The sequence below is a fragment of the Candidatus Methanoperedens sp. genome, assembly GCA_027460525.1.
Classification (GTDB): Archaea; Halobacteriota; Methanosarcinia; order Methanosarcinales; family Methanoperedenaceae; genus Methanoperedens.
The window spans coordinates 1-22,800 of the sequence record JAPZAS010000005.1 but is presented as its reverse complement, the minus strand read 5'-3'; the positions used below and the strand labels follow the sequence as shown (position 1 = coordinate 22,800).

The 22,800-nt window shown below is 44.9% G+C and carries 26 protein-coding genes; 21 read left to right on the top strand and 5 right to left on the bottom strand.

Going from position 1 to position 22,800, the window contains the following annotated elements:
* Nucleotides 1-163: 163 nt before the first annotated feature.
* The 7 genes from O8C68_01890 to O8C68_01860 all read left to right on the top strand — a co-directional run bounded on the left by O8C68_01890 (nt 164) and on the right by O8C68_01860 (nt 7,808).
* Nucleotides 164-2,206, top strand: a complete 2,043-nt coding sequence (locus O8C68_01890; GenBank protein MCZ7394552.1) for a DNA topoisomerase I — start codon at nt 164-166, stop codon at nt 2,204-2,206.
* Between the two features lie 54 nt (nt 2,207-2,260).
* Nucleotides 2,261-2,722 (top strand): VTT domain-containing protein, encoded by a 462-nt coding sequence (locus tag O8C68_01885; GenBank protein MCZ7394551.1) that lies wholly within the window; start codon nt 2,261-2,263, stop codon nt 2,720-2,722.
* Between the two features lie 206 nt (nt 2,723-2,928).
* Nucleotides 2,929-3,792, top strand: coding sequence for an FTR1 family protein (locus tag O8C68_01880; GenBank protein ID MCZ7394550.1), 864 nt, complete (start codon nt 2,929-2,931; stop codon nt 3,790-3,792).
* The gene (locus O8C68_01875; GenBank protein ID MCZ7394549.1) at nt 3,767-4,417 is read left to right on the top strand and encodes a metal-dependent transcriptional regulator; all 651 of its coding nucleotides are present in this window, start codon (nt 3,767-3,769) and stop codon (nt 4,415-4,417) included. The genes O8C68_01880 and O8C68_01875 overlap by 26 nt, the downstream gene beginning before the upstream one ends.
* Complete coding sequence (gene feoB / locus O8C68_01870) at nt 4,414-6,420, top strand: ferrous iron transport protein B (GenBank protein ID MCZ7394548.1); 2,007 nt, start codon at nt 4,414-4,416, stop codon at nt 6,418-6,420. The genes O8C68_01875 and feoB overlap by 4 nt, the downstream gene beginning before the upstream one ends.
* 77 nt (nt 6,421-6,497) lie before the next feature.
* A complete protein-coding gene (locus O8C68_01865) occupies nt 6,498-6,635 on the top strand; it encodes a hypothetical protein (protein MCZ7394547.1) in 138 nt (45 codons plus the stop codon).
* A 159-nt stretch (nt 6,636-6,794) separates the two neighbouring features.
* Nucleotides 6,795-7,808, top strand: coding sequence for a methyltransferase (locus O8C68_01860; protein ID MCZ7394546.1), 1,014 nt, complete (start codon nt 6,795-6,797; stop codon nt 7,806-7,808).
* On the opposite strand, the gene O8C68_01855 is transcribed toward O8C68_01860, so the two are convergent.
* Together O8C68_01855 and O8C68_01850 are read right to left on the bottom strand one after the other, a co-directional pair.
* Entirely contained in the window at nt 7,805-8,848 is a 1,044-nt protein-coding gene (locus tag O8C68_01855) for a hypothetical protein (protein ID MCZ7394545.1), read from the bottom strand. The genes O8C68_01860 and O8C68_01855 overlap by 4 nt on opposite strands.
* A gap of 188 nt (nt 8,849-9,036) precedes the next feature.
* Complete coding sequence (locus O8C68_01850) at nt 9,037-9,243, bottom strand: 4Fe-4S binding protein (GenBank protein ID MCZ7394544.1); 207 nt, start codon at nt 9,241-9,243, stop codon at nt 9,037-9,039.
* Nucleotides 9,244-9,295: 52 nt separating this feature from the next.
* Here O8C68_01850 and aroC point away from each other — a divergent pair, with 52 nt between their 5' ends.
* The 8 genes from aroC to O8C68_01810 all read left to right on the top strand — a co-directional run bounded on the left by aroC (nt 9,296) and on the right by O8C68_01810 (nt 16,811).
* On the top strand, nt 9,296-10,393 hold the full coding sequence (aroC, locus tag O8C68_01845) for a chorismate synthase (GenBank protein ID MCZ7394543.1): 1,098 nt from the start codon (nt 9,296-9,298) through the stop codon (nt 10,391-10,393).
* A gap of 3 nt (nt 10,394-10,396) precedes the next feature.
* The gene (gene sepS, locus O8C68_01840) at nt 10,397-12,013 is read left to right on the top strand and encodes an O-phosphoserine--tRNA ligase (GenBank protein ID MCZ7394542.1); all 1,617 of its coding nucleotides are present in this window, start codon (nt 10,397-10,399) and stop codon (nt 12,011-12,013) included.
* Nucleotides 12,014-12,024: 11 nt separating this feature from the next.
* Nucleotides 12,025-12,567 (top strand): hypothetical protein, encoded by a 543-nt coding sequence (locus O8C68_01835; GenBank protein ID MCZ7394541.1) that lies wholly within the window; start codon nt 12,025-12,027, stop codon nt 12,565-12,567.
* A complete protein-coding gene (locus tag O8C68_01830; GenBank protein ID MCZ7394540.1) occupies nt 12,564-13,415 on the top strand; it encodes a shikimate kinase in 852 nt (283 codons plus the stop codon). The genes O8C68_01835 and O8C68_01830 overlap by 4 nt, the downstream gene beginning before the upstream one ends.
* On the top strand, nt 13,406-13,690 hold the full coding sequence (locus tag O8C68_01825) for a chorismate mutase (GenBank protein ID MCZ7394539.1): 285 nt from the start codon (nt 13,406-13,408) through the stop codon (nt 13,688-13,690). Before O8C68_01830 ends, O8C68_01825 begins: the two co-directional genes overlap by 10 nt.
* A gap of 333 nt (nt 13,691-14,023) precedes the next feature.
* On the top strand, nt 14,024-16,468 hold the full coding sequence (locus O8C68_01820) for a pentapeptide repeat-containing protein (protein ID MCZ7394538.1): 2,445 nt from the start codon (nt 14,024-14,026) through the stop codon (nt 16,466-16,468).
* A 3-nt stretch (nt 16,469-16,471) separates the two neighbouring features.
* The gene (locus O8C68_01815; protein MCZ7394537.1) at nt 16,472-16,603 is read left to right on the top strand and encodes a hypothetical protein; all 132 of its coding nucleotides are present in this window, start codon (nt 16,472-16,474) and stop codon (nt 16,601-16,603) included.
* Between the two features lie 55 nt (nt 16,604-16,658).
* Nucleotides 16,659-16,811 (top strand): hypothetical protein, encoded by a 153-nt coding sequence (locus O8C68_01810; protein MCZ7394536.1) that lies wholly within the window; start codon nt 16,659-16,661, stop codon nt 16,809-16,811.
* Here the strand turns inward: O8C68_01810 and O8C68_01805 are convergent.
* From O8C68_01805 to O8C68_01795, 3 genes are read right to left on the bottom strand one after another with little or no spacing between them, the layout of a single operon-like run.
* The gene (locus O8C68_01805; protein ID MCZ7394535.1) at nt 16,797-17,168 is read right to left on the bottom strand and encodes a type II toxin-antitoxin system death-on-curing family toxin; all 372 of its coding nucleotides are present in this window, start codon (nt 17,166-17,168) and stop codon (nt 16,797-16,799) included. The two genes, O8C68_01810 and O8C68_01805, sit on opposite strands and share 15 nt — an antisense overlap.
* Before the next feature lie 52 nt (nt 17,169-17,220).
* The gene (locus O8C68_01800; protein ID MCZ7394534.1) at nt 17,221-17,616 is read right to left on the bottom strand and encodes a nucleotidyltransferase domain-containing protein; all 396 of its coding nucleotides are present in this window, start codon (nt 17,614-17,616) and stop codon (nt 17,221-17,223) included.
* A complete protein-coding gene (locus O8C68_01795) occupies nt 17,613-18,008 on the bottom strand; it encodes a DUF86 domain-containing protein (protein MCZ7394533.1) in 396 nt (131 codons plus the stop codon). Before O8C68_01795 ends, O8C68_01800 begins: the two co-directional genes overlap by 4 nt.
* A gap of 147 nt (nt 18,009-18,155) precedes the next feature.
* On the opposite strand from O8C68_01795, the gene O8C68_01790 reads away from it, so the two are divergent.
* The 6 genes from O8C68_01790 (at nt 18,156) to O8C68_01765 (ending at nt 22,606) form a co-directional block, all read left to right on the top strand.
* Nucleotides 18,156-18,887, top strand: coding sequence for a hypothetical protein (locus O8C68_01790; protein MCZ7394532.1), 732 nt, complete (start codon nt 18,156-18,158; stop codon nt 18,885-18,887).
* A 40-nt stretch (nt 18,888-18,927) separates the two neighbouring features.
* Nucleotides 18,928-19,257 carry a cupin domain-containing protein gene (locus O8C68_01785; GenBank protein ID MCZ7394531.1) on the top strand — a complete coding sequence of 110 codons (330 nt, stop codon included), beginning with the start codon at nt 18,928-18,930 and terminating at the stop codon, nt 19,255-19,257.
* A 67-nt stretch (nt 19,258-19,324) separates the two neighbouring features.
* Nucleotides 19,325-20,224, top strand: coding sequence for a zinc metalloprotease HtpX (gene htpX, locus O8C68_01780; protein MCZ7394530.1), 900 nt, complete (start codon nt 19,325-19,327; stop codon nt 20,222-20,224).
* Nucleotides 20,225-20,782: a hypothetical protein gene (locus tag O8C68_01775; GenBank protein ID MCZ7394529.1), complete on the top strand. Its 558-nt coding sequence runs from the start codon at nt 20,225-20,227 to the stop codon at nt 20,780-20,782. It begins immediately after the preceding gene.
* Nucleotides 20,783-20,897: 115 nt separating this feature from the next.
* Nucleotides 20,898-21,629 (top strand): hypothetical protein, encoded by a 732-nt coding sequence (locus O8C68_01770; protein MCZ7394528.1) that lies wholly within the window; start codon nt 20,898-20,900, stop codon nt 21,627-21,629.
* Nucleotides 21,630-21,631: 2 nt separating this feature from the next.
* Nucleotides 21,632-22,606, top strand: coding sequence for a pentapeptide repeat-containing protein (locus tag O8C68_01765; protein ID MCZ7394527.1), 975 nt, complete (start codon nt 21,632-21,634; stop codon nt 22,604-22,606).
* Nucleotides 22,607-22,800: the final 194 nt, after the last annotated feature.

Here is a 22,800-nt window from a genome sequence, read left to right as displayed (position 1 = left end):
TTATCCGGGATTATCATACAGTTTCCTTAGTTCTACTCAATGGCATTATTAATTCAAAATTCTTTGGGTGCAAGTAATAAATCCCAGGTTAACATTGTAACCGTCACATCGACCAAATGTATTTAAGTAAGTTGTAGTCTAACCCAGACAATCCTGAGGATACATGCATCTTATCATAACCGAGAAACACGATACAGCAAAAAGAATCGCGGCTATACTATCTGAAAAAAAGCCGGAAAGGGAGAGGGTCAGCGGTGTGGATACGTATAAATTCGACGGTAAAACCGTTGTCGGTCTTTCAGGGCATATAGTTGAGGTGGATTTTCCAAAGGACTATAATAACTGGCAGAAAACGGATTTAAAAACCCTGGTCCATGCCGAAGTTCTGACCAAGCCCACACATGCGAATATCTTCACCGCGCTTCGGAAACTCGGAAAGGAAGCAGAACATCTCACCATAGCCACAGACTACGATCGCGAGGGCGAATTAATCGGCGTGGAAGCGCTGAATGTGATAAAAAAGGTAAACCCTGAGGTTTCTGCCGACCGCGTGCACTACAGCACCATAACACCGGCAGAGATAAAAAAAGCCTTTTCTAATCCGACTAAAATCGATTTTAATCTCGCAGATGCAGGAGAATCGCGGCAGGTCATAGACCTTGTATGGGGGGCTGTTCTCACCCGTTTTGTTTCTTTAAGCTCAGGGCGCCTCGGGGATAAGTTCCTCTCAGTGGGGAGGGTACAGTCACCCACTCTTGCCATAATAGTAAACCGTGAAAAAGAGAGGGAAGCTTTCGTACCTGTGCCTTACTGGGAACTCTTTGCAACACTCGTCAATAGCGGGGAATTCGAAGCCCAGCACAAAAAAGGGCGGTTTTTGGATAAAGCCGAGGCAGAAAGGATAAAGGCAAAACTTGGAAAAACAGGCACTGTAAAAAGTGTTGTTGTTGGAAAAAGAAACGAAAAACCCCCCACGCCCTTTAATACCACGGAGTTCCTAAGAGCCGCAAGCGCAATTGGAACCTCGGCTGCAAATGCCATGCGGATTGCAGAATATCTCTATGTCAACGGGTTCATCTCATATCCGCGTACCGATAATACCGTTTATCCGCAGGCTCTCGATACCAAAGGCATTCTAACATCCCTATTAAACACGGAATTCAAGGAATACGCGCAAAAGCTCCTCGGCGGAAAACTTGTGCCTACGCGAGGTAAAAAAGAGACCACAGACCACCCGCCTATCCACCCGGCAACGCCGGCTAAAAGAAGCGACCTCAAGGAGGATGAATGGAAAATATACGAATTGGTGGTGAGACGATTTTTTGCAACGTTTGCGGAAGAAACGCAATGGGAAACCATATCCTTGACTGTGGATATAAGCGGGGAGGATTTCGGGGCAAACGGAGCAAGGCTTGTAGAACCAGGCTGGAGATGGTATTATTCCTACAACGTACCTGAAGACAGGATACTGCCGCAGCTCAAAGAAGGACAGCTCCTTAACGTAAAAGAGGTAAACCTCATCGGGAAGGAGACGCAGCCTCCTTCAAGATACGGGCAGGGACATCTGATAAAGATAATGGAAGACCTTGGGCTCGGGACCAAATCCACGCGCCATGAAATAATATCCAAACTCTATTCCAGGGCTTATGTGCACGGGAATCCACTGGCACCAACCAAAACAGCATATGCCGTGATAGAAGCCCTTGAGAAATATGCAAACACCATCACAAAACCCGAAATGACGGGCAAACTCGAACACGATATGGACGAGATATCCGAAGGTAAACTTACCGAGGATTACGTGATTAAAGAATCCAGGGATATGCTCGATGGGATATTCAAGGACATGTCCAGAAATAAAGAGCTCATAACCGAGTCCTTAAGGAACGGGTTATACGAAGACCGAATTATAGGGACATGCCAGAAATGTTCCTCTGACCTGATAATCCGAAAATCCAAAAAAGGCTCACGGTTCATCGGCTGCTCGGCTTACCCGAAATGCGACTTCACCCTTCCCTTGCCCCGGGGCGGTCAGATTGTAGTCACGGATAAGCAGTGCAAGGAACATGGGCTTTATTTTATCAGGATAATTAACAAAGGGAGGCGCCCATGGGATATCGGATGCCCGCACTGCAATTTCATCGAGTGGCAGAAGAAACTCGAAGAAGAGAAGAAGGGAACTGCAAAGGAAGGAAAAAGAGGATAATAAATCACAGCCGTGATTATATTTATGGTATAATAAAGCAGAATTAGCCGCAGAATGGTATTTAGATTATTCATAGAATACGGTTTGATGGGGCTTTTTGGTATCAGTGTTATTTCATCCATAATCCCGATTCCGACAGAGTTTGTCATAGTGGCATTGCTCCGGGTTGGAGAAAATCCTGTAACAATAATAATCACTTTAATAGTGGGCTCGATAATAGGTGCGTCGCTGGGTTACCTCGTTGGAAAATATGAGCTTCAGAAACTAATGCCATTCCATAAGGAAGAAAGGGAGAAAGAGGTGCACATGCACTTTCGTAAATACGGTGCGGCGTTACTTCTCGTTTCTCCCTGGATTCCCCTTGTGGGCGACCTCACCCCGATGGTAGCAGGAATAGAGAACTATGAAACGAAGAAGTTTTTGATAGTAATTTCAGTGGCAAAGATTATTAAAAGCACCCTTGTTGTTTATTTATTAATAAATGGAATTCACTGGTGGTCCCTGTTTATAAAATAGGCACGAATAAGGGGTTTACGAGATTGCAAATTGATAGCTCTCATACAAGCAGGCTACGGCGTCTTTACAACCGCTAAGAACGCAAAGTACGCAAAGAAATAAAAATCTACCAACACGTAATGTAACGGTCACGTAATATCGAAAACTATATAGGCTAACAAAACTTGGGGGTTAGGCATACCTAACAACAAATAAAAGGTGACCAAATGTTAGCAAGCTTCTTAATAACCTTCAGGGAAGCGCTTGAAGCTGCCCTGATAATAGGAATAATCGCCGCCTACGTCGCAAAGCTCGGAAGAAAAGACCTCAAACGCTACATCTATGCGGGAATAATCGGCGCTGTAATTGCAAGCACGGCTGTGGCTTTCGTATTCAAAATATTATATGGCGAACTTGCAGGCACGGCAGAACAACTCTTCGAAGGCGGTGCTGCCCTTGCAGCTGCTGTTGTCCTCACCTACATGATTTTCTGGATGGCGGCGAATTCAAAAATGATAAAAGGAGAAGTCCAGAAAAAGATTGACCTTTCGATTTCAAAAGGTGAGGTGCTGGGAGTTGCAGCGCTGTCTTTTATCGCTGTCTTCAGGGAAGGGGTGGAAACCGTCTTATTTCTTGGAACGCTCGCTATCAATGACCCTTTTGATACAGTTATCGGTTTTATATTCGGCGTTCTGGCTGTGGTACTCCTTTCACTTGTTATCTTTAAAGGAACGCATAGCCTTGACGTAACCAAATTTTTCAAATATACAAGCATACTGTTAATATTGTTCTCAGCCGGGATGATAGCTACAGCCGTGGGCGGATTCAACGAAGCCGGAATCATACCTCCCGTAGTAGAGCATGTGTGGGACTTAAACCCGCCCCTGAACCCTGACGGCTCATATCCCCTTCTCCACGAGAATGGTCTTATAGGGAGCAGTCTGGAATCCCTCATCGGCTACCACGCGGATCCCTCGTTGACCATGATAATAGCATATCTTGGCTACTGGATAATTATCGGGATATTCGTTTACATGAAGTACAGATTACCGCAGGAGGTGGAACATGGAAGCAGATACCCCCAGGATTGAAGAATACCTTGAATCGATTTACAAGCTCCAGCAGGCACAGCATCCAGTAAGCACATCCCGCCTTGCAGAGCACCTGAAACTCTCCCCGCCGTCTGTGTCCGAGATGGTAAAAAAACTCACGCATAAGGGGCTGGTAAGCCACACGGAAAAAGGCGTATGCCTGACAGCAGAAGGCAACAAGATAGCTAAAAAAGTGATTCGAAGACACCGCCTCTCCGAGCGTTTGCTTACCGATATCCTTGGCTACAAATGGGATGAGGTACACGATGAAGCCTGCAGGCTTGAGCATGCTATAAGCCCTGAGATGGAAGAGCGCATTGCAGCAAGCCTCGGAAACCCCAGGACCTGCCCGCACGGTCACCCAATACCTGATAAGGAGGGCACCATCGTGAAAGAAAAGGTAAGGTCGTTATCAGAATTAAAAGCCTCTGACAAGGGAATTATAGTCAGCGTATTTGAAGAAGACCCCAAAATGCTCCAGTACCTTGCCTCTCTCGGATTGATTCCCGAGGTTTGCGTCAGGGTGGAGGAGGTGGCACCCTTCGGCGGACCGTTGATCGTGTGCGTCTGCGGCTCGCGGTACGCGCTGGGAAGAGAGGTAGCTTCAAAGATCAAGGTAAAATGACGCTATCATGCCATGGCGCCCTCAAGGAAATAAAGGGGGGCACGGATTTTACTTTTGCCCTTGCAGGCAACCCCAATGTCGGGAAGTCAAGCATATTCAACAGGCTCACAGGCATGGGTGTCGTGACAGCCAACTACCCGGGTAAAACCGTGGAACTGAACATGGCTGCCACGACTTTTAAAGACCTGCGGCTGGGTATTATTGACCTGCCGGGCAGCTATGCCCTTGGCGCTGTTTCCGAAGACCAGTGGGTAGCCAGAAGGGCAGTGCTTGACAGCAAGCCAGACCTGGTAATAACAATTCTCGATGCCACAAACCTTGCCAGGAACCTCTACATGCTGCTGCAGTTCATTGATCTTGGTATTCCGATAGTGGCAGCTCTTAACCTGATCGATGAGGCAGAAAAAAGGAATATCATAATCGACGCTCCGGAACTTTCCAGGCTTCTTGGGGTTCCTGTGGTAGAGACCGTAGCCACAACAGGGCGCGGTCTTGACGAACTGATACAGACTGCTGTGGATGTTGCAAAAAATAAGAAGGAAATCAAATATGCTCTGCATTATGGGGAGGATATTGAAGAGCGCATAAAGAGACTCGCGGATTTTCTTTCGCCTTTCGATTTCGGCATAAACCCGAGGGCGCTGGCAATACTGCTCCTCGAAGATGATTCCGAATTCGTAGAACTCGTTAAGAAACATGAAAATGGGAAATTCATTCTCGAAGAGGCAAATAAAATCAGCCGGGAAATCGAAGAAAAACACGGTGAGAAAACACCGCTTCGAATAGCCCGGGAAAGGCACGGGCTTGCGGGTACGATTGCCTCTCAGGTACAGGGCGACATCGTGCCTGCGAGCAGGGACAAGCTCTGGGCTTACACCACTTCGCCGCTTACTGGCATACCTTTGCTTATCTTTGCCCTCGGAGTAATATTTGCTTTCCTGTTTTACGGCGGCAACTGGCTTTCAAACGTATTCAGCAGTCTCTGGGCATCCTATATGTCGCCTCTGATCGATGGGACAATATTCTATGCCTTTGGCGGGGGGCATGTCGGAAAAATTCTTGTCTGGGGTTTTGATGCAGGCATTCTTGCTGCACTTGCGGTGGGCATACCTTATGTTCTCACGTTCTATTTCATGCTCGCATTTCTTGAGGACACGGGATACCTGAATTCCGTTGCGTTCCTGACCGACAGGCTGATGCACAAGTTCGGGCTTCACGGACGGGCCATCATACCGCTTGTGGCAGGCGCTGGGTGCAATGTACCTGCAATCATAGGCACGCGGGTGCTTACGACCATGCGCGAGCGCACGATAGCATCCACTTTAATAACGCTTATCCCCTGCAGCGCCCGCACTGCGGTTATCCTGGGCGCGGTCTCTCTGTTCCTGGGCTGGAAGCCTGCGGTTGCAATATATATTATCGTGCTGGCTCTTGTTTTTCTTGTTGGGGTCGGGCTGAATAAAGTAATGCCGGGCAGCTCCACAGGGCTTGTTATGGAAATGTTTCCCTTCAGGGTGCCTCTAATGTCGAATATCATAAAAAAGACCTGGCACAGGTTCAAGGATTTCGTGTTCGTGGCGTTCCCGATAGTGCTTGTTGGATCTCTGGTGCTTGGGGCGTTATATGAAACGGGCTACCTCTGGAAGCTTGCATCGCCATTGTCTCCTGTGGTTGTGGGGTGGCTCGGGCTTCCTGCCGTAGCTGGATTGACATTGATATTTGCGGTGCTCAGAAAGGAACTCGCTCTCCAGTTACTGGTCACGCTTGCGATTGTGGCATACGGAGGCGGGGCAAGGAATCTCCTTTTGTTCATGAGCCCTGCGCAGTTGTTCGTTTATGCACTTGTGAACACTATCTATATTCCCTGCGTTGCCACCATCGCTGTGCTTGGGCGCGAACTTGGCTGGAAGAGGGCAGGCGGCATAGTGGCTTTTACTATCGCGCTTGCAATACTTGTAGGCGGAATTGCATACAGGGTCATTGGATATTACCACCTTTTATGAAAAAACTTTATGAAAGTTTTATCAAAACAAGGGGTATCGCAGATACCCCTATACGTCATAAAGGGGCGTAACCCTTTATGAAAACACAATGCCCTCTTTGTGGAGCCAGATTCGATACCAAGGAGAGCAAAGCCTGCACAGCCTGCCCGCGTTTTATGAAATGCGGTTTGATACTGTGCCCCAACTGCGGGCATGAGTTTCCAGACACTGATTAATCGCCGTAAAGTATATATCGGCAATTGACGTATAATATATCAGGCAAAAGTCGAAGTAGTTTCCTCCTATATCCCGTCAACGATTCTATTCTATCGGCTTTTGCCGACTTTTTTTAAAACCACGATACCTATTTAACATCCACTAAAAAATATACCCCTATGAAATGCCCCACATGCGGCGGGGACTGCATACTTCCTGCGCCCAAAGTACTGGATGAGATACTGGGGATGTACATGGCGTGCAGTTCATGCCCGCCAGACCCGAAACTCAGCAAAGGCGCTCCATTTCATGAAAAGATGGACAGCAGCTCCGGCAGGTGCAGGAAATGCGGCAAGCGGCATCTGGATTTCGTCATCGGGAATGTCCTGACTATTCTGAAAGAGAACGGGATTTTTCCGGAGGAGGCCTCGCTTAAAGAAGTAGGAACCCCCCTCATCGCCTTTGGTTTTCCTATACCCTACCCTCCAAGGCTCGGCAACAAAAGCCTTGTTCTTATCATGGACTCGGTGACAGAGGAAGCGGCAGGGGAAATAGTCGAGCATGTGCCTGAGGTAAAAGGAGTGATTAAAAGAAAAGGCTTGCAATCGCAGAGCGTAGGAATACTGGATACAGACAGCACACCCCACACATACGAATTGCTTGCGGGGTGCGATATGCGCTGCGATGTTGTTACCTCATCGTTCGGGGAGCTGTGCATCTATAAGAACCAGTCGAAAATACACATCGAGTTCAATAACACGAAGATAGAAAAAATCGAGCAGTTATATCTCCAGGGGGAATTCGATAATGCCTGCATAGTGGATGGCTTTTGCGGTCCTGGAACGCTCGGACTCCTGGGTGTTCTTGCAGGCGCAAAAAAGGTTATACTCAACGATGCCTGGCTTCCAGCACTGCGGAATGCAATTTTGAACATCAGGGCGAATTGCGATATTCTCGGAGTAAAAATTGAATTTGAAGAGCAGGATTACAACAAACTCATTGGAGATGAGCCTGTCCTGCTGGCAAAAGCAGGCGGCAGGGCAGAAGTCATGGTATACCACGGTGATGTCAGAAAACTTGACAGCGTTGTAAAAGAATGCGATGTTTGTTTGATAGATACCTTTCCCTCAGTAAATCCGGAAGAATTCATATCGCTGTGCAGGGATATTGCCAGAAGAGTGGTTGTGATTTAGCGGCAGCAGACATGGTTAAAAACTATCAGGCTTGTGGAATACTTCGCCTCGTATTCATGCCCGTTTGCCCTTAAAAGTGAGAGGTAATAATCCCTCACTCTCTGTATAGCTTTTTCATTCCTGTAATCGTGATACACATTGATGCCGTTATCAAGAATATCTATCCTTTCCACAACGAGCAGGGATTCATGTGTTTTCTTTAACAGTTTTAAGAAATCCGAATGCGGAATGCTTGCTATGTGTTTCTTTGATATGGATTCGAATATCCCGGCATCGATGGATGTATTGCATGCAAGCAGATCTTCATAATTATCCTTATACAGCGAGACCATATTGTAATTCACCGAACTGTATATCCTGACCAGATTTCTCCAGAAATCCTCCTTTGACCTGAATTCATTCACCACGTCCTTTAAATAGCCGAAATGTTGGTTCGCAAGAACTGGCTGCGCTCCTTTTTCCCGGGATTTCAGGTCAATACGAACGGCACTGGCCCGCCGATGGATAATATCTATATCAAGACCTTTGTTGTAAACCAGGAACATTACAACCAGTTGAGCCAGAAAATCCCTGTGAAGTTCATTATCTCCTGAAATCGCAACAGTAGCCGTGGATGGACTGATATCGTCCATGCAGTAGATAGATACCTGGCAGTTCCAGCCCGATTCGCTGCTTATTTCATTTATCTTCTTGTCCAGCTCTGATATTGTGATTATTTTTAAAGGGTCAAGCAGTTCATCGATTGTTTCCTTTTCAAGCGGAATACCTTTTGTCCATTTGAGCATCGATAGGAAAATCGGCTTGCTGATGAGCACATTCCTGCCTGTTTCTATCGACTCTTCCCTCGAGGTCAATTCCTTTTTCTCTGAACCGATACTTGATATCGCTTCCTCCACTGTGCTGTAGCGGCGAAGCGATGCCTCCGCGATATCGATGGCGTCTCGAATAGCAGCGCTAAGATTACCGCCGTGTTTTTGAGTCAGCGGTTCAAGTTTTTTTAGATGGGCCTGTTCAAGTGAAATGTTTTTTCTAACAACCATAATAGTGCTACTAAGATACCACTGGTTTAATGCATAATAAACTTTTTCACATTACAATGCTACTTCAATCCTAATCCATTATTTATTAATGCTACTATAAGGTATGATGTGCATAATGATGGAGGGATGTGGAGGGGGCAGGTTGGGAAGTGGGTTTTCTCGATTTAATTATTCTATAAGCTAAATGATTACCAGCCACGTTCCAGCCGTATAGCCTTCGGCTTGCATGCCATCACACAGCTGGTGCACCCGATACAGAAGCTCTTATCCGCAACTTCAATTATCTTTTTCCCGTTTTTCTCAACAATCCTGTATATCCTCGGACCTTTCGGGCATACTCTGATGCACTCCCCGCATCCTGTGCATTTTTCTGCATCAACGATTATATCGATCATAATTTGTAATATTCAAAGCACTTATATAAATGCTCAAACTAAATAACAGCGCATGTCTGGAAATACCTTTGGCGCACTCTTTCGGATAACAACCTGGGGCGAGAGCCACGGTATTGGAGTAGGTGTGGTGATAGACGGATGCCCTGGCGGTCTTTCACTTGATGAATCTGATATCCAGAAAGAATTAAACCGGCGCAGACCCGGGCAGAGCGAGATAACCACATCGAGGAAGGAAGAGGATCGAGCGGAACTGCTATCAGGGGTATTTTCAGGAAAAACTACAGGCGCGCCCATATCCATAATGATAAAAAACAAGGACGTTGATTCAAGCAAATACGAGGCGCTGCGCAACACCCCGCGCCCCGGGCATGCGGATTTGACCTACGAGTCAAAATACGGTTTGCGTGACTGGAGGGGAGGAGGAAGGTCGTCTGCGCGGGAAACCATTGGAAGAGTTGCTGCGGGTGCAGTGGCAAAAAAGATTCTCACTCTCCATGGTATTGAGATTTTAGGGCATGTGGTAGAACTTGGAGGTATTCGTGCAAAATCGTCGAATTTCGAAGAAATCCGCGAAAATACGGAAAAAAACCCTGTGAGATGCGCTGATATAGAAGCGGCTGTGGAAATGCAGGCTATGATTCACGCCGCAAGAAGCGAAGGCGATAGTGTGGGTGGAATTGTTGAAGTACTCAGCCTCGGTGTACCTGCCGGCGTGGGCGAGCCTGTATTCGATAAGCTGAGTGCAGAACTGGCGAAGGCATTGATGAGCATCGGTGCAGTAAAAGGCGTTGAGATAGGGGCAGGGTTTAAATGCGCGCTTATGAAGGGGAGCCGGATGAACGACCCCATTGCTGTTAAGGATGGAAAGATAACGGCGCTTACCAATAACGCAGGCGGGATTCTTGGAGGCATAAGCAACGGGCAGCCTATCGTATGCAGGATTGCCGTGAAACCCACACCTTCGATTTCAAAGGAGCAGAGTACCATTGATATGAGCAGTATGGAAGAGACAAAAATAAAAATCATCGGGCGCCATGACCCATCCATCCCGCCCCGTATAGTTCCTGTAGCGGAAGCCATGGTTGCGCTTGTGCTGGTTGACCAGATGATGAGGGGCGGGTTCATAAATCCAGTTATCGGAGAAAAGTGAGCAATGAAATTCGAACCTGAAGAAATTAAAGAAGCGGCGAAGAAAGATTTTGACGCTGCGTGGAACGAAGGAAAAAAATACGTTTCAATGCCGGGCATAAATGAGAAATACCCGCGTTACCACTTAAACTACGGCAAACCCCATCCAGTCTTCCATACCATCCAGCGCCTGCGTGAAGCATATATGAGATTAGGTTTTGAAGAGTTCCTGAACCCCATAATCGTGGAGGACAGGGAAATACACAAACAATTCGGATACGAAGCGCTTGCTGTGCTTGATCGCTGCTTCTACATCGGAGGTCTTCCAAGGCCGAACGTGGGGATTTCGGATGAGAGGATAGAAGAGATAAAAAGCATCCTTGGGGAAATAAGCGATGAAGGAGTGGAAAAGATAAGGCAGATACTTCATTCCTACAAGAAAGGCGAGATAGAAGGGGATGACCTGGTGCCTGAGATTGCTTCGCAATTGAAAGTCTCGGATTCCAAAGTGGCTGTGATGATAGACCGTGTATTCCCTGAATTCAAATCACTGGTTCCTGTATGTTCCCTGAATACGCTTCGGAGCCACATGACCTCGGGCTGGTTCATAAGCCTTGGAGAGCTGCGCGATTATCGAAAGACGCCAATAAAACTTTTCTCTGTGGACAGGTGCTTCCGGCGCGAGCAGGCAGAGGATGCCACACGCCTCATGGCTTACTATTCCGCCTCATGCGTGATAATGGATGAAAACGTGAGCGTGGATGACGGGAAAGCCGTGGCTGCAGGGCTTCTATCGCAATTCGGGTTTTCGAATTTCACCTTCAGACCCGATGAAAAGCGCAGCAAATACTATGTTCCAGATACCCAGACCGAGGTTTTTGCATTCCATCCTAAACTTGTTGGTTCGAAGACAAAATACAGCGACGGCTGGGTGGAAGTTGCTACCTTTGGAATATACTCGCCCTCTGCGCTCTCGCAGTACAACATCCCTTACCCTGTGATGAATCTCGGCATGGGAGTTGAGCGGCTGGCGATGATACTGCACGATTCCATGGATGTGCGCGCACTTTCGTATCCCCAGTTCCAGTACAAGACGAATTGGGTGATGTCGGATAGCGAGATTGCAGCCATGATATATGTGGAAGATGCACCGGCGACCGAGATAGGGAAGGAGATACAGGATGCTATCGTAACGACATGCGAACAGTACGGAAATACCCCGAGCCCCTGCGAATTTATTGCGTGGGAAGGACAGTTGTTTGACAAGAATATCCGCGTGAAGGTTGTGGAGCCTGAGGAGAATACCAAGCTCTGCGGTCCTGCGGCGATGAACGAGATAATCTCTTATAAGAACGACATCCTTGGACTGCCCAGAACTTCGCGATGGGATGACGCTTTTAAGAACGGTGTGAGCACTGGTATCAGGTATGTAGATGCATTTGCTGCACGCTGCGCCAGAGAGATAGAGGATGCGGCGCAAAGAGGTGAAGGCTCTGAGACAAGAGTGAGAATAATCAAGGTGCCGTCAGAGATAAATATCAGGATTGACCCGATTGCGCAGAGGTATATTACTGGATTAAAGAAGAAGATAGATACAAGAGGACCTGTGTTCACGACTGTGAGAATGGAAATAATAAATTAGAGGTGCTGAAGATGGAACTGAAAGCTGAACCCTACACTCTAAAATTGCGCCCTGACATTCAGAAAACAGAGCAGGCTTTGCGCAGTAAATTAAATCTCAAGTGGTGTAACGCTGTGCTTTTTAACGTTAATGCGTTCAAAAACATGGCAAACAAGGTGGAGTTTGATGCTGTTCTATGGAGTGACGATGCAATGCTGTTTATCGAATATAAGGATTCCATGTCCAAGTATCAGAGCCTAAAAGCAAAACGGGCACAGCAGATAAAGGGAATTGCTAGAAATATTTCAAGGGCATTTGGCTTTCAAAAGTATAATTTCATTATTGCGGTCAATAGACTCGAACAGAGGACAGAAAAAGGTACGGCTGCTGTGATTCCACTTGATGAACTTGCTATTTACGTACCAGAGTTAGAATCCACACTTGAAGAACTTGATTACGTTAACGGGCTTTTAGGTAAATACGATCGCGAAGAAAATACAGTTGATTTTAAGAAAGAACAGGTTTTAAAGGAATTGAAAGTTTTGCGGAATATGATTGGGCAGGTGAATAAATGAAGCAATCCGGATACGCCTGTGCTTTCGGCGCAGGCACAATAATCAACGCAATCGCCACATGGAAAGGCGCAGCCTTCGGCATTGACCTGCGTACCGAAGCTGAAGTTATACTCACAGATGATAAAAAGATTAAGGGATACATGGAAGAAGGAGGTGACACCAAACTTATCGAGCACTGTGTTGAACTTACTCTTCTTCGATTCGACTCAAACTACGGCGCAAAGGTTTCGACAAAAAGTGAGATACCCATAGCAAGCGGACTTAAAAGCTCAAGCGCAGCCGCAAATGCAGCGGTGCTCGCAACCCTCGATGCGCTCGGTGAAAAACTCCAGCCACTTGAAGCAATAACTATAGGCGTGCAGGCGGCGCTTGATTCAAAAGTGACAATCACAGGAGCGTTTGATGATGCCTGTGCCTCCATGCTTGGAGGCTTTGTTATCACCGACAACAAAAAAAATGAGCTTATCTCAAGAGTGGAGCGCGATTCAGAAGTGCTCATCCTTGCGCCTCCGAAGAAAGTTTTTAGTTCAAGTACGAACGTGGCGCGCTCAAGGCTCATAGGACAATGGATCGAGCTTGCATATAACGAAGCGCTTGCCGGGGATTATGAGAAAGCCATGACCTTGAACGGATTCCTGTACTGCGCTGCGCTCGGCTTCAGCACCGAGCCGATGTTTGCGGCGCTCGATACGGGTATTGAGGGGGTGAGCTTATCCGGCACAGGTCCAGCGTACACTGCTCTTGGAAGCTCAGAACTTCTGGATAAACTTGAGCCTATGTGGCGCCGCATGGGTGGAAAAGTGATAAGAACCAAGGTGAATAATACTGGTGCGAGAACATGCCGCTGAGAGAAGTTCGGGCTAAAATCGAGAAGCTGGATAACCAGATACTCAACCTTATCGAGCACAGGACGGCGCTGGCAAAGGACGTGCTTGAGGCAAAGAGAGCCGAGGGGAAGGCGATAAATGACGTGGAGCAGAATAAAATCGTCCTGGACAGGGTGGCGAATGCGGCGACTGAGAGAGGGCTGGATGGGGAGGAGGTAAAGAGGATTTTTGAGATATTGATCAAGATGAATATCGAGAGGCAGCATGAGCTGAGCGGGGAAGGGAATCTGCCTTGAGGTGTAGAGATCATTCAGTGGCTTCTGGCTGCTCGGTCGGGCAGGGCTTTGGAAGTGGTGGAGAAATACATTTCATCGCAGAACTGTTCGTCTGGTGAGAAAAGTTTATAGGCAAAAAACGATAGCAAGCCGTGTATCATTAAGGACGGGGTATAGAGTGACTTCAGGAGATTAGACTCATGCTCGTAAAAGCGGTAGTAATCCAGAACAACTTCTTTAGATATGGAAATCGGCACTCTGGGAGTAAATTATTTATACCCCTCTTGGATATTGTAAATATCGCGGAATAACCCAAGCCAACAAATAAAGGAAATTTTCCATATGGGTGGTAAGATGAAAAAAGAAGCCAACTCCCCTGTCCTGGAATTAAAATTTCCAGATGATTCGGATGAAAAGGATAGAACAATTTCTGCTGAAGAAGTCGTTAAGGCCATCAAGGGTGGGAGGAGCGTTGAGATTGAAAACGCGGTTATCAACGAACCCTTCATTCTCAAGTCGGCAAATGTCGAAGGAGAGATCACAATTCAGCGGACGAGGTTTAAAGGTCCCGTGGATTGTTCTTATGCAGATTTCAAACGAGTTCTAAACCTAAAGAACTCGATATTTGAAGCGGATGCTACCTTTACGGAGGTTACTTTAGAGAAGGATATCTTTCTGGATCATGCGACCTTTTTGGGGGGAGCGGAATTTTCTAATATCACGGCTACAGGAGTTTTTTACAGTCGGCTTACAAAATTCAAAAAGGCTACATTTCGCGAAGCTGCTTTTAAAAATATAAAATTTAATAAAAGCACTTTTGAGGACGAGGCCGACTTTGGAAGTGCCCAAATCGGTGGTAGTGCTGAGTTCGTTGGAGTCCGGTTTAAGAAAAAGGCTAACTTCAATAGTATTCACATCCAAGGGCATGCTTTCTTTGGATTATATGATTTGTTTAGCTGGAATAAAATTCCAGGAAAGGATGATGAAGAGAAACTTAGAGAATCTCTAAAGCAATATCTTGGCTTTGACTGGGTAAAGCAATATCTTGGCTTTGACTGGGTAAAGTCAGCAAATATTGAAAAAACCGATGACGGTAAGACCATAATGGTATTTAATGAAAACAATTCTATTTCGCTAAAACTTAACGATGAAAAAACTGTAACCCTAGAATATGACAATGAAACCACTGAATTAATCGCGAGGTTGGATAAAAATGAGCTAAAGATATACCTTCCCCCGGTTACTTTTGAGGATAAAGCTGAATTTATAGGGGGGGAAATTGGTGGTTCAGCTCAGTTCACTGAAGCCAAGTTTAAGAAAAAGGCTGATTTCAACATTGCCCACATCGAAGGGCATGCTATATTTAACCAAGCTATCTTTGTTGGTGATACCGACTTTGCATTGGCCCGGTTCGAGAAGGATGCTTTCTTTTATAAGTGTAACTTTGAGCGGAGGGCTGACTTTCTATTCGCCAGGATTGGTGGTGTCGCTCAATTCACTGGCGTCGTGTTTAGGGAATCGGCTAATTTCAACAGTGCCCAGATTGATGGTGCTGCTTTCTTTAACGCTGCTACTTTTGAGGGCGATGTTAACTTTGTGAAGGCCCGGATCCTCGGTAATGCTGAGTTCACCGGAGCCAAGTTCAAGGGATATATGTTTAGCTGGGATAATATCCCAGGAAACGACAGCGTAAGACTCATAGACTTTCTAAAACAGAATTATGGTATTGATTGGGTAGAATCAGCAAAAATTAAAAAAATCGATGACGCTAAGACCATAAAGGTATCTACTGAAAAAAATTCTATTTTGCTAAGACTTAACGACGAAAAAACTAAAGCAATCCTGACAATCGATGACGGTAGAACCGATGAATTCATTGCGAGGAGCGAAGATGGTAAGCTAAACATCCATAAGGGTAAGGCCAACTTTAATAGTGCCAAAATCGAGGGACATGCCATCTTTAAATCAGCTACTTTTGAGGATGATGGTGATTTTGGAGACATTAATATTAGTGGTGAAGCTGTCTTCACCGAAGCTACGTTCAAGGAAAAAGCCAACTTCAATAGTGCTCATATCGGGGCGGATGCTGATTTTAAGGGGACAATTTTTGCCAATGACATCAGTTTTGAAGATGCTTTATTCGGAAAAATCGATTTTGGAGAAAATGGTAAGCTAAGCATATACCAAAAAGTAAAAATTGACTTGCGTGGATGCGAATACAATAGCATTCAGCCCACCTCCATATGGAAACCACTGATGGATCACCTCAGACCATACGATCGGCAACCCTTTACACAGCTTGAACAAACATTCCGCAGGGCTGGAAAGGATGATCTTGCAGACGACGTCTATTACGAAGGGAGACGTAGAGAACGTAAAGAATTAGAAAAGATAAATGGGTGGGGGTGGTGGCTAAAAGACACTATTCTTTTCTGCTTGACTGGATATGGAGTTAAGGTCAAAAAACTTCTCTATTTTATTGTACCCATTCTTATAGTTGGAGCAATAATCTACCATCAGCCGGGTGCGGTTGTGTTAAAACCAGATATCAAAACGCCACCCATGATACAGCCTCAAGATTCTTATTTTGAAGCTTTTTGGTTTTGTTTCAACCTGTTTCTCCCTGTAGAAATCCCTTCGGGTGCAGACTGGAATCCTTCCTCAGAATATATGCAGTTGGGCATGGTGAGCATAAATTTTACAACAATTGGGACATTACTGAAAATAGCTGGATGGATTTTAGTTCCTATCGGGATCGCAGGTATATCTGGGATATTAAAGCGCAAGTCGGAAGTTTAGTGAATGGTGAATGGCATACCTGCGCCTGATAAGAAAGACGAAAATAAAGTAAACCGACTGAAACGCAAACTATCGAGCATCCATGCAGGGATGCTCCGCAACTTCCAGTGCGGAGTCGGTGACTACAGACGTTAGGAGTTGTGCATCCCAACAATGCCTTAAATAGAATGATACTCAATTAAAACTTACAATGGCGAACTATTCAAAAAAAGAAGCTCAGGAAATAATCGAGCCCGCAATAGTTGCAGAAAGGGAAATGGGATTATCTCCTAAAAAAAGGAAGCTCTTAGAAGAAACGATGCGCCGGCATGATAAAGCTTTCAAAATGTTAGCCAACATGTGATTTGGCTTTTTCTTTGATCCATTTTTCCACAGCTTTTAGAGAGCATTCATATTCTGCTATATTTTGCATTAAAGCGACTATTTCTTCAGGTTTTTCATTTAAATAATAGCCCGCCTCTCCAAGCTCGTTTTCTGCCAAAGCAAATGCCGTCCTCTTATTTCCATCAAAAAATGGATGACTCACTGCTATCATATGCAATGCTAAAGCTGCCCGCCTGAAAACGTTCTTTTCGCAATTCATTTTATAAACCAATAATTGCAGTGTTCCCTCGTCCCGTATTCCTCCAGTACCACCATATTTTCTTATAATATCGTCATGAATTTCTATTATTTCTGTGACTGTGAGATATTCTATCAAGCTCCTCTTTTTCTTGCTTCTTGGTAGGAGTAGGTTATGAATAAAAGTTAGCTCAACGACCAGCTTTCATCGCGGCAATCTTCTCCCTGTAGCTTCCAAAATACCCCCCCATAATCCTGTGCTTCTGGTCGTCCCATTGCTTCCTAAATTCATAAAAATACTCGGAAATCTCAAGCTCATCGCCATAAAGAACCGAGTAGCAGCCCACCGCCGATGCCTTCAGCTTGAGCGGCAGAAGCTCGAAAATCCTTATATCATATATCGGTCTGGCTTTTCCCATAAAGCTCTTTAAAAGTTCAAGGTTTCTATCATTATCTTTACTTCTTGTAATCACTGCCACATCTATATCCGAACCCTCTCTGAATTCGCCGGACACAAACGAGCCAAAAAGAATCACCTCATAGTCCTTCAAGAGTTTCAGGTCATTTTTGATTTCCCCCATGTTCATTTTAAAAATTCCTCCACAACATCTATAAAATCATAGAGGACTTTCCTGACCTCTTCGACTGAACCCAATGCTATCTTATCATCCATTTTGTTGTATCTATGAACAAGGTAGTTTCTCAAACCATTGCATTTTTTCAGCCCCAGAGCAAGCTGGGAAGTAATTATCCCGGATTCCTCCAGCGCTTCTATATTTGCATAATCATCTTCGACTTTTTTCCCGCCGTCTTTTAAAAGCATTGCCACCAGATCCATTGCAGCTTCGATGGATGTATGCAGGCTGTAAAATATGCCCTTTATTTCAAGGTCTGTTTCGGGCTCTTCGGGAATAGCCTCCAAACTGCTTACGATATAATCGTTTTTCTCCTTATATCTGATTTTTCTTTCTTCTTTCATAATTCTTACAGACATTTTGAAGGGTTCAGGATTAATTAAGCTTAACTACGTTATCCGTTATCCCGCTTCCAGGCTGAATCCTGACCACAGAACCAACTATTTATACTCTGAAAAACAAACTCTCTTCTAAGGAGCAGTGGTGAGCTTATGAAACAAATCCAGATAACATTAACACCGGCAGAATCGAAGCGAATTATTGCCATGGGAGTAAAAAAGCTTCCTGTCATCCAGCAGGCGCTGAAGAAGGGAATAATCCTGATAACCCTCGGCAGTACCAATGCGTATGTGGCAGAGGAGCTTACTGGAAAGAAGATAGAGCACGCAAGATACGGGGCAGGATACATTGACGGCACAACCACGGTCGTTCCAATCGAGGCGCGCCTGCCCGCGATTGCGCTTCGCGACGGGAAGCAGGTGAAGGACGACGGCATCATAAAGGAAATGGGTTCCGGGGATGTGGTCATAAAAGGGGCAAATGCCCTTGATCCCTGTGGCGTTGCAGGCGTCATGATGGCAAACCCGCAGGGCGGCACCACGGGAAGCATATTGGGAGCCATAATGGCAAAAGGAGTAAACCTTGTTATTCCTGTTGGTCTTGAAAAATCCATACCATATTCAGTAGTTGAGATTTCAAGAAAAATAGGAATCCAGCGCTGCAGCAAGGCAACAGGTCTTCCCGTAGGGATGATGCCGCTGTGCGGCACGGTTGTTACCGAGGTGGCGGCGCTCACGCTGCTTGGGGCTGAGGATGTTTTCCCGATAGGCGCCGGGGGCATAAACGGGGGAGAAGGCTCTGTAACTCTTGGCATTACCGGGGAAAAAGCTGATGAGATTTTTGAACTTGTACAGAAGGTAAAAGAGAAAAAGGGAGAACTTTAATCTGTGTTCATCTGCATCTATCGGTTGCTTCAGATATTCCATGTTCGTAAAACAGATAGAAAACGGTCTTGACCTTGCAAGCATAGCAAAACGTATCGCAGCGGTCTATGATACATCCCTTGAGCCCGATCAGAGCATCGCGCCCCATTACCACCCCGATTTCGAAGAGATATATTACGTCCTCTCAGGATACGGTATCATGACCATAGGCGAAGAGCAAAAAGAAATCTCGCGTGGCGATGTGGTATATATCCCAGCCATATCCGCACATTCTCTGTTGAATACGGGAAGCGTTCCACTGCGTTTCATAACATTAACAGTGAACCTGACCTCAAACAAAAAAGACGATGTGCAGCCGTATATCGGCTGACCTGGAATATCCTGATACCATCGCCAGTTTTTAATATAAGCGAGTACATTATGAGGAGGAGGTTAAAATGAAACAATGGTACCGTGATTACGGACTTCAGGCACGCATGATATTAACAATGTTCTTGCTGGCGGCTTTGTATCTTTTCTTCCTGGCTGTCATATTAACTTTCGGCGGAGGGTTGACATACATATTGATAATAATTATGTTATTCGTGCTGTTTCTCCAGTTTTTCTTTTCAGACAGGTTTGTCCTGTGGAGCACTGGCGGGCGAATAGTCACCGAGCAGGAAGAACCCAGGCTTCATGAAACAATAGCAAGGCTCTGTGCAATAGCAGACCTGCCGAAGCCAAAAGTTGCTATCGTGGAGAGCAACATTCCCAATGCATTCGCAACAGGCAGGAGCAAGAACAGCGCAGTCGTGGCTGTTACAACCTCGCTGAAACAGAAATTGAGCCAGCCCGAGATAGAAGCAGTGCTGGCGCATGAGCTAAGCCATGTCAAGAACCGCGATATGCTTGTTATCACCATAGCGAGCTTTCTATCCACTATCGCAGCTTTACTCGTGCGCAATATGATTTTCTTCGGGATGTGGGGAGGAGGAGGAGGTCGCGACCGCGATAGAGGCGCCGGCGCAGCTATAATTATATTCGTGGTCTCGATTATCGTATGGATTATAAGCTTCCTGCTCATACGTGCACTTTCAAGGTACCGCGAGTTTGCCGCAGACAGGGGTTCTGCTATAATCACTGGTCAGCCTTCACATCTTGCCTCCGCGCTTATGGCAATCAGCGGCGTGATGGAGCAGGTGCCGTCTCAGGATTTAAGGGAAGTGGAAGGCATGAATGCGTTCTTTATCGTCCCTGCAATTTCCGGGGGTTCGATAATGAATCTTTTCTCCACGCATCCAACAATCGAGGCGCGCATTCGGGCACTCTCCGAGATGGAGCGGAGGATGGAGTTCTGAATGGGACTCCTTGACTCGCTGCTTGGCAAAAGCCGGCTTCCAAAACCCAAACCTGATAAACTGTTTGCCATGTCGACAGCTTATGTCACACTGAGCACCAACCTTGCTCTGAAATCAGAAGGCTCAGGCATTTGTTTTAAACCCCTTGAAGCTTCAAGGTTTTTGAGCGCCGAAATCGAAATCAGGGAACTGCTCCAGCAGAGCTGCAAGGAAACCAATACCCAGTACAGTATAAAAAAGGATTCCTACGGCTACATGTGGATTGTTCTGAATGACCCGGAATTTGAAGACCTTGTATCCACACTGTACATGGTGAGCGAGACCCTGACAGAGCACGAATTCGGCGAGCAACTGCTGTGTGCTGTTTTTAAATTCAGGGGCGAATCCGATGTTTACTGGATATATAACTTCAAACATGCAACGTTTTACCCCTTTGTGCCGAAGGGAAAACAGAGGGACTCGGGGTACGAGTTCAGGCTTCGCTCTATCATGGAAAAAGAACTTCCCATAGAAAAGGAAGTGGAGCGCTGGTATCCCCTGTGGGATATTCCGGTATAACTAGTTTAATATTATGAATCAATATTATTCTTCGATGATGCGTGCAAAGACAATCAAGTCCAAGAAAAATACTTAAATAGTATTGTGGCTTATGTACTTTCACTAAAGGGAAATTATGGCAAGTATTCTTGAAAATTTAGACTATACAATAGAAATCTTGGAAGATGAAAAAAAACTTTTTTTAGATAATAGGGATCTACTTGAAAGAGAAAGTACAAAATTGGAGGCATTGAGGCCAATTTACATGAAGTTCAATGAGCTCTACCGCAGATTCCGTGATAATGTTGATAAAATTAAAGTGGCTAATCATAGTTTAAAAGATAATATGCAGATGAAAGAACAGGGAGACCTAAGTCCAGATGACTTCCTCATTAAAAATGATCAGCTTAAAACAAAAATACAAAACTCCTATACAAATATAGAAGACGATATATTTCCAAAGTTGAGAAAGTTGGCTATCCAGATTTCTTTATCTTCTGTTACGGAAGAAAAGAAAGGGGAGCTTGAGAAAGAAAGAGATGCGCAAATAAAAAAAATCGAGGACGAAATAAAAGAAAGAGGCGAGATGATTAATCCCTATTTAAAGATATTATTTCCTTTATTAATCAAAAAGGTCGCCATAGAAAAATCTGGGCAAATCTCTTCTGAAAAAGAGATTATAGAATGCAAGAAGAAACTCAACAAAAAAGACAAAATCTTAGAGGAGAATTTTATAAAATACGCTAGATTAGAAATCAAGATGAACGAAGCAATTGCTGGATTGAATGAAATAATAGCTGAATCAGTAGATGAAGAAACCAAAAATAAATTGTTGGAATTAAAGGGCGAATTAAAGAGGAATTTATAGATATGAACAATCGAGTAGGAGATATACTGGCTGAAAAATTGGTTTCAGTTAATTTAAATGATTCAGTTCAGGCAACTTTAGAAGAAGCAAAAAATATACGTGTCGAGAAAATAATGGTACATGATGAAACAGGAAATTTTTGGGTCGTATCTTCCTGGAAGCTAAGGCTATTAGATCCGAATATCACCCTCAAACAGGCATACGATGAAAAAAAAGAAATTTTTGAAAAAGTTAAGACCGTATCGATTGATGAAGAAATCAGTAAAATAATTTCAGACCTGTATGAGCTTCCTGGATTAATAGTTATAGAAGAAGGAAAGATAAAAGGTTTTGTTTCCCTTGCTGATTATTTAGCAGAGTTTGAGCAAAAACCTTTGGATATTATAAAAGAAAAGGCTAAAATAAAAGAAGGATTAGTAGGCATCGATTTACATGAATCTTATTTAGTAGGGATTGATCTACCTGATGCGAATATGCGAGGCGCAGACTTAAGTAAGGCTGATTTAAGCAAAGCTAATCTGCGAAATGCTAATTTGACTGTAGCTAATCTAAGTAATGGAAATCTGACAGATGCTAAACTAGTACGGGCAAAACTTCGTGATGCAAATTTAAAAGATGCTATATTAATTAATGCTGATTTAAGAAATGCTGAATTATGGTACGCAAATCTGCAAGATGCCCAACTTCAGGGAGCAATCTTGAGGGATGCTATACTTTTCAGGGCTAATTTAAAAAGTGCAAAATTAGAGAATGCAGATCTTTATAATGCTGGCTTGATGTCAGCTAATTTAGAGGGTGCTGACTTAAGTAATGCGGATATCAGAAATGCAAATCTCAAGTATGCCACTTTTGATGAAAAGACCAAATTAAGTGGCATTAAGATAAATTCTATAACTATAGATAATCTAACAGAAAGCGCCTTAAAAGCCGAATGGGATCCTGAAATTAAGCAATATTTAAAGAAAAAATATGGCTAAAGCAAATTTGTAGTCATCTAGCGCATATCGCATAGCTAAATCTCCTATTTATTATAGAATATTGTTGAACAATTTATGGGATGCGTTCTATTCTTTGACGGGGCGTGCAGGGGTAACCCGGGACCGATGGCTATCGGCGTAGTGCTGCTGGAAAATGGAAAAAAAGTAAAGGAAGTCTCAAAGCGTATTGGCAC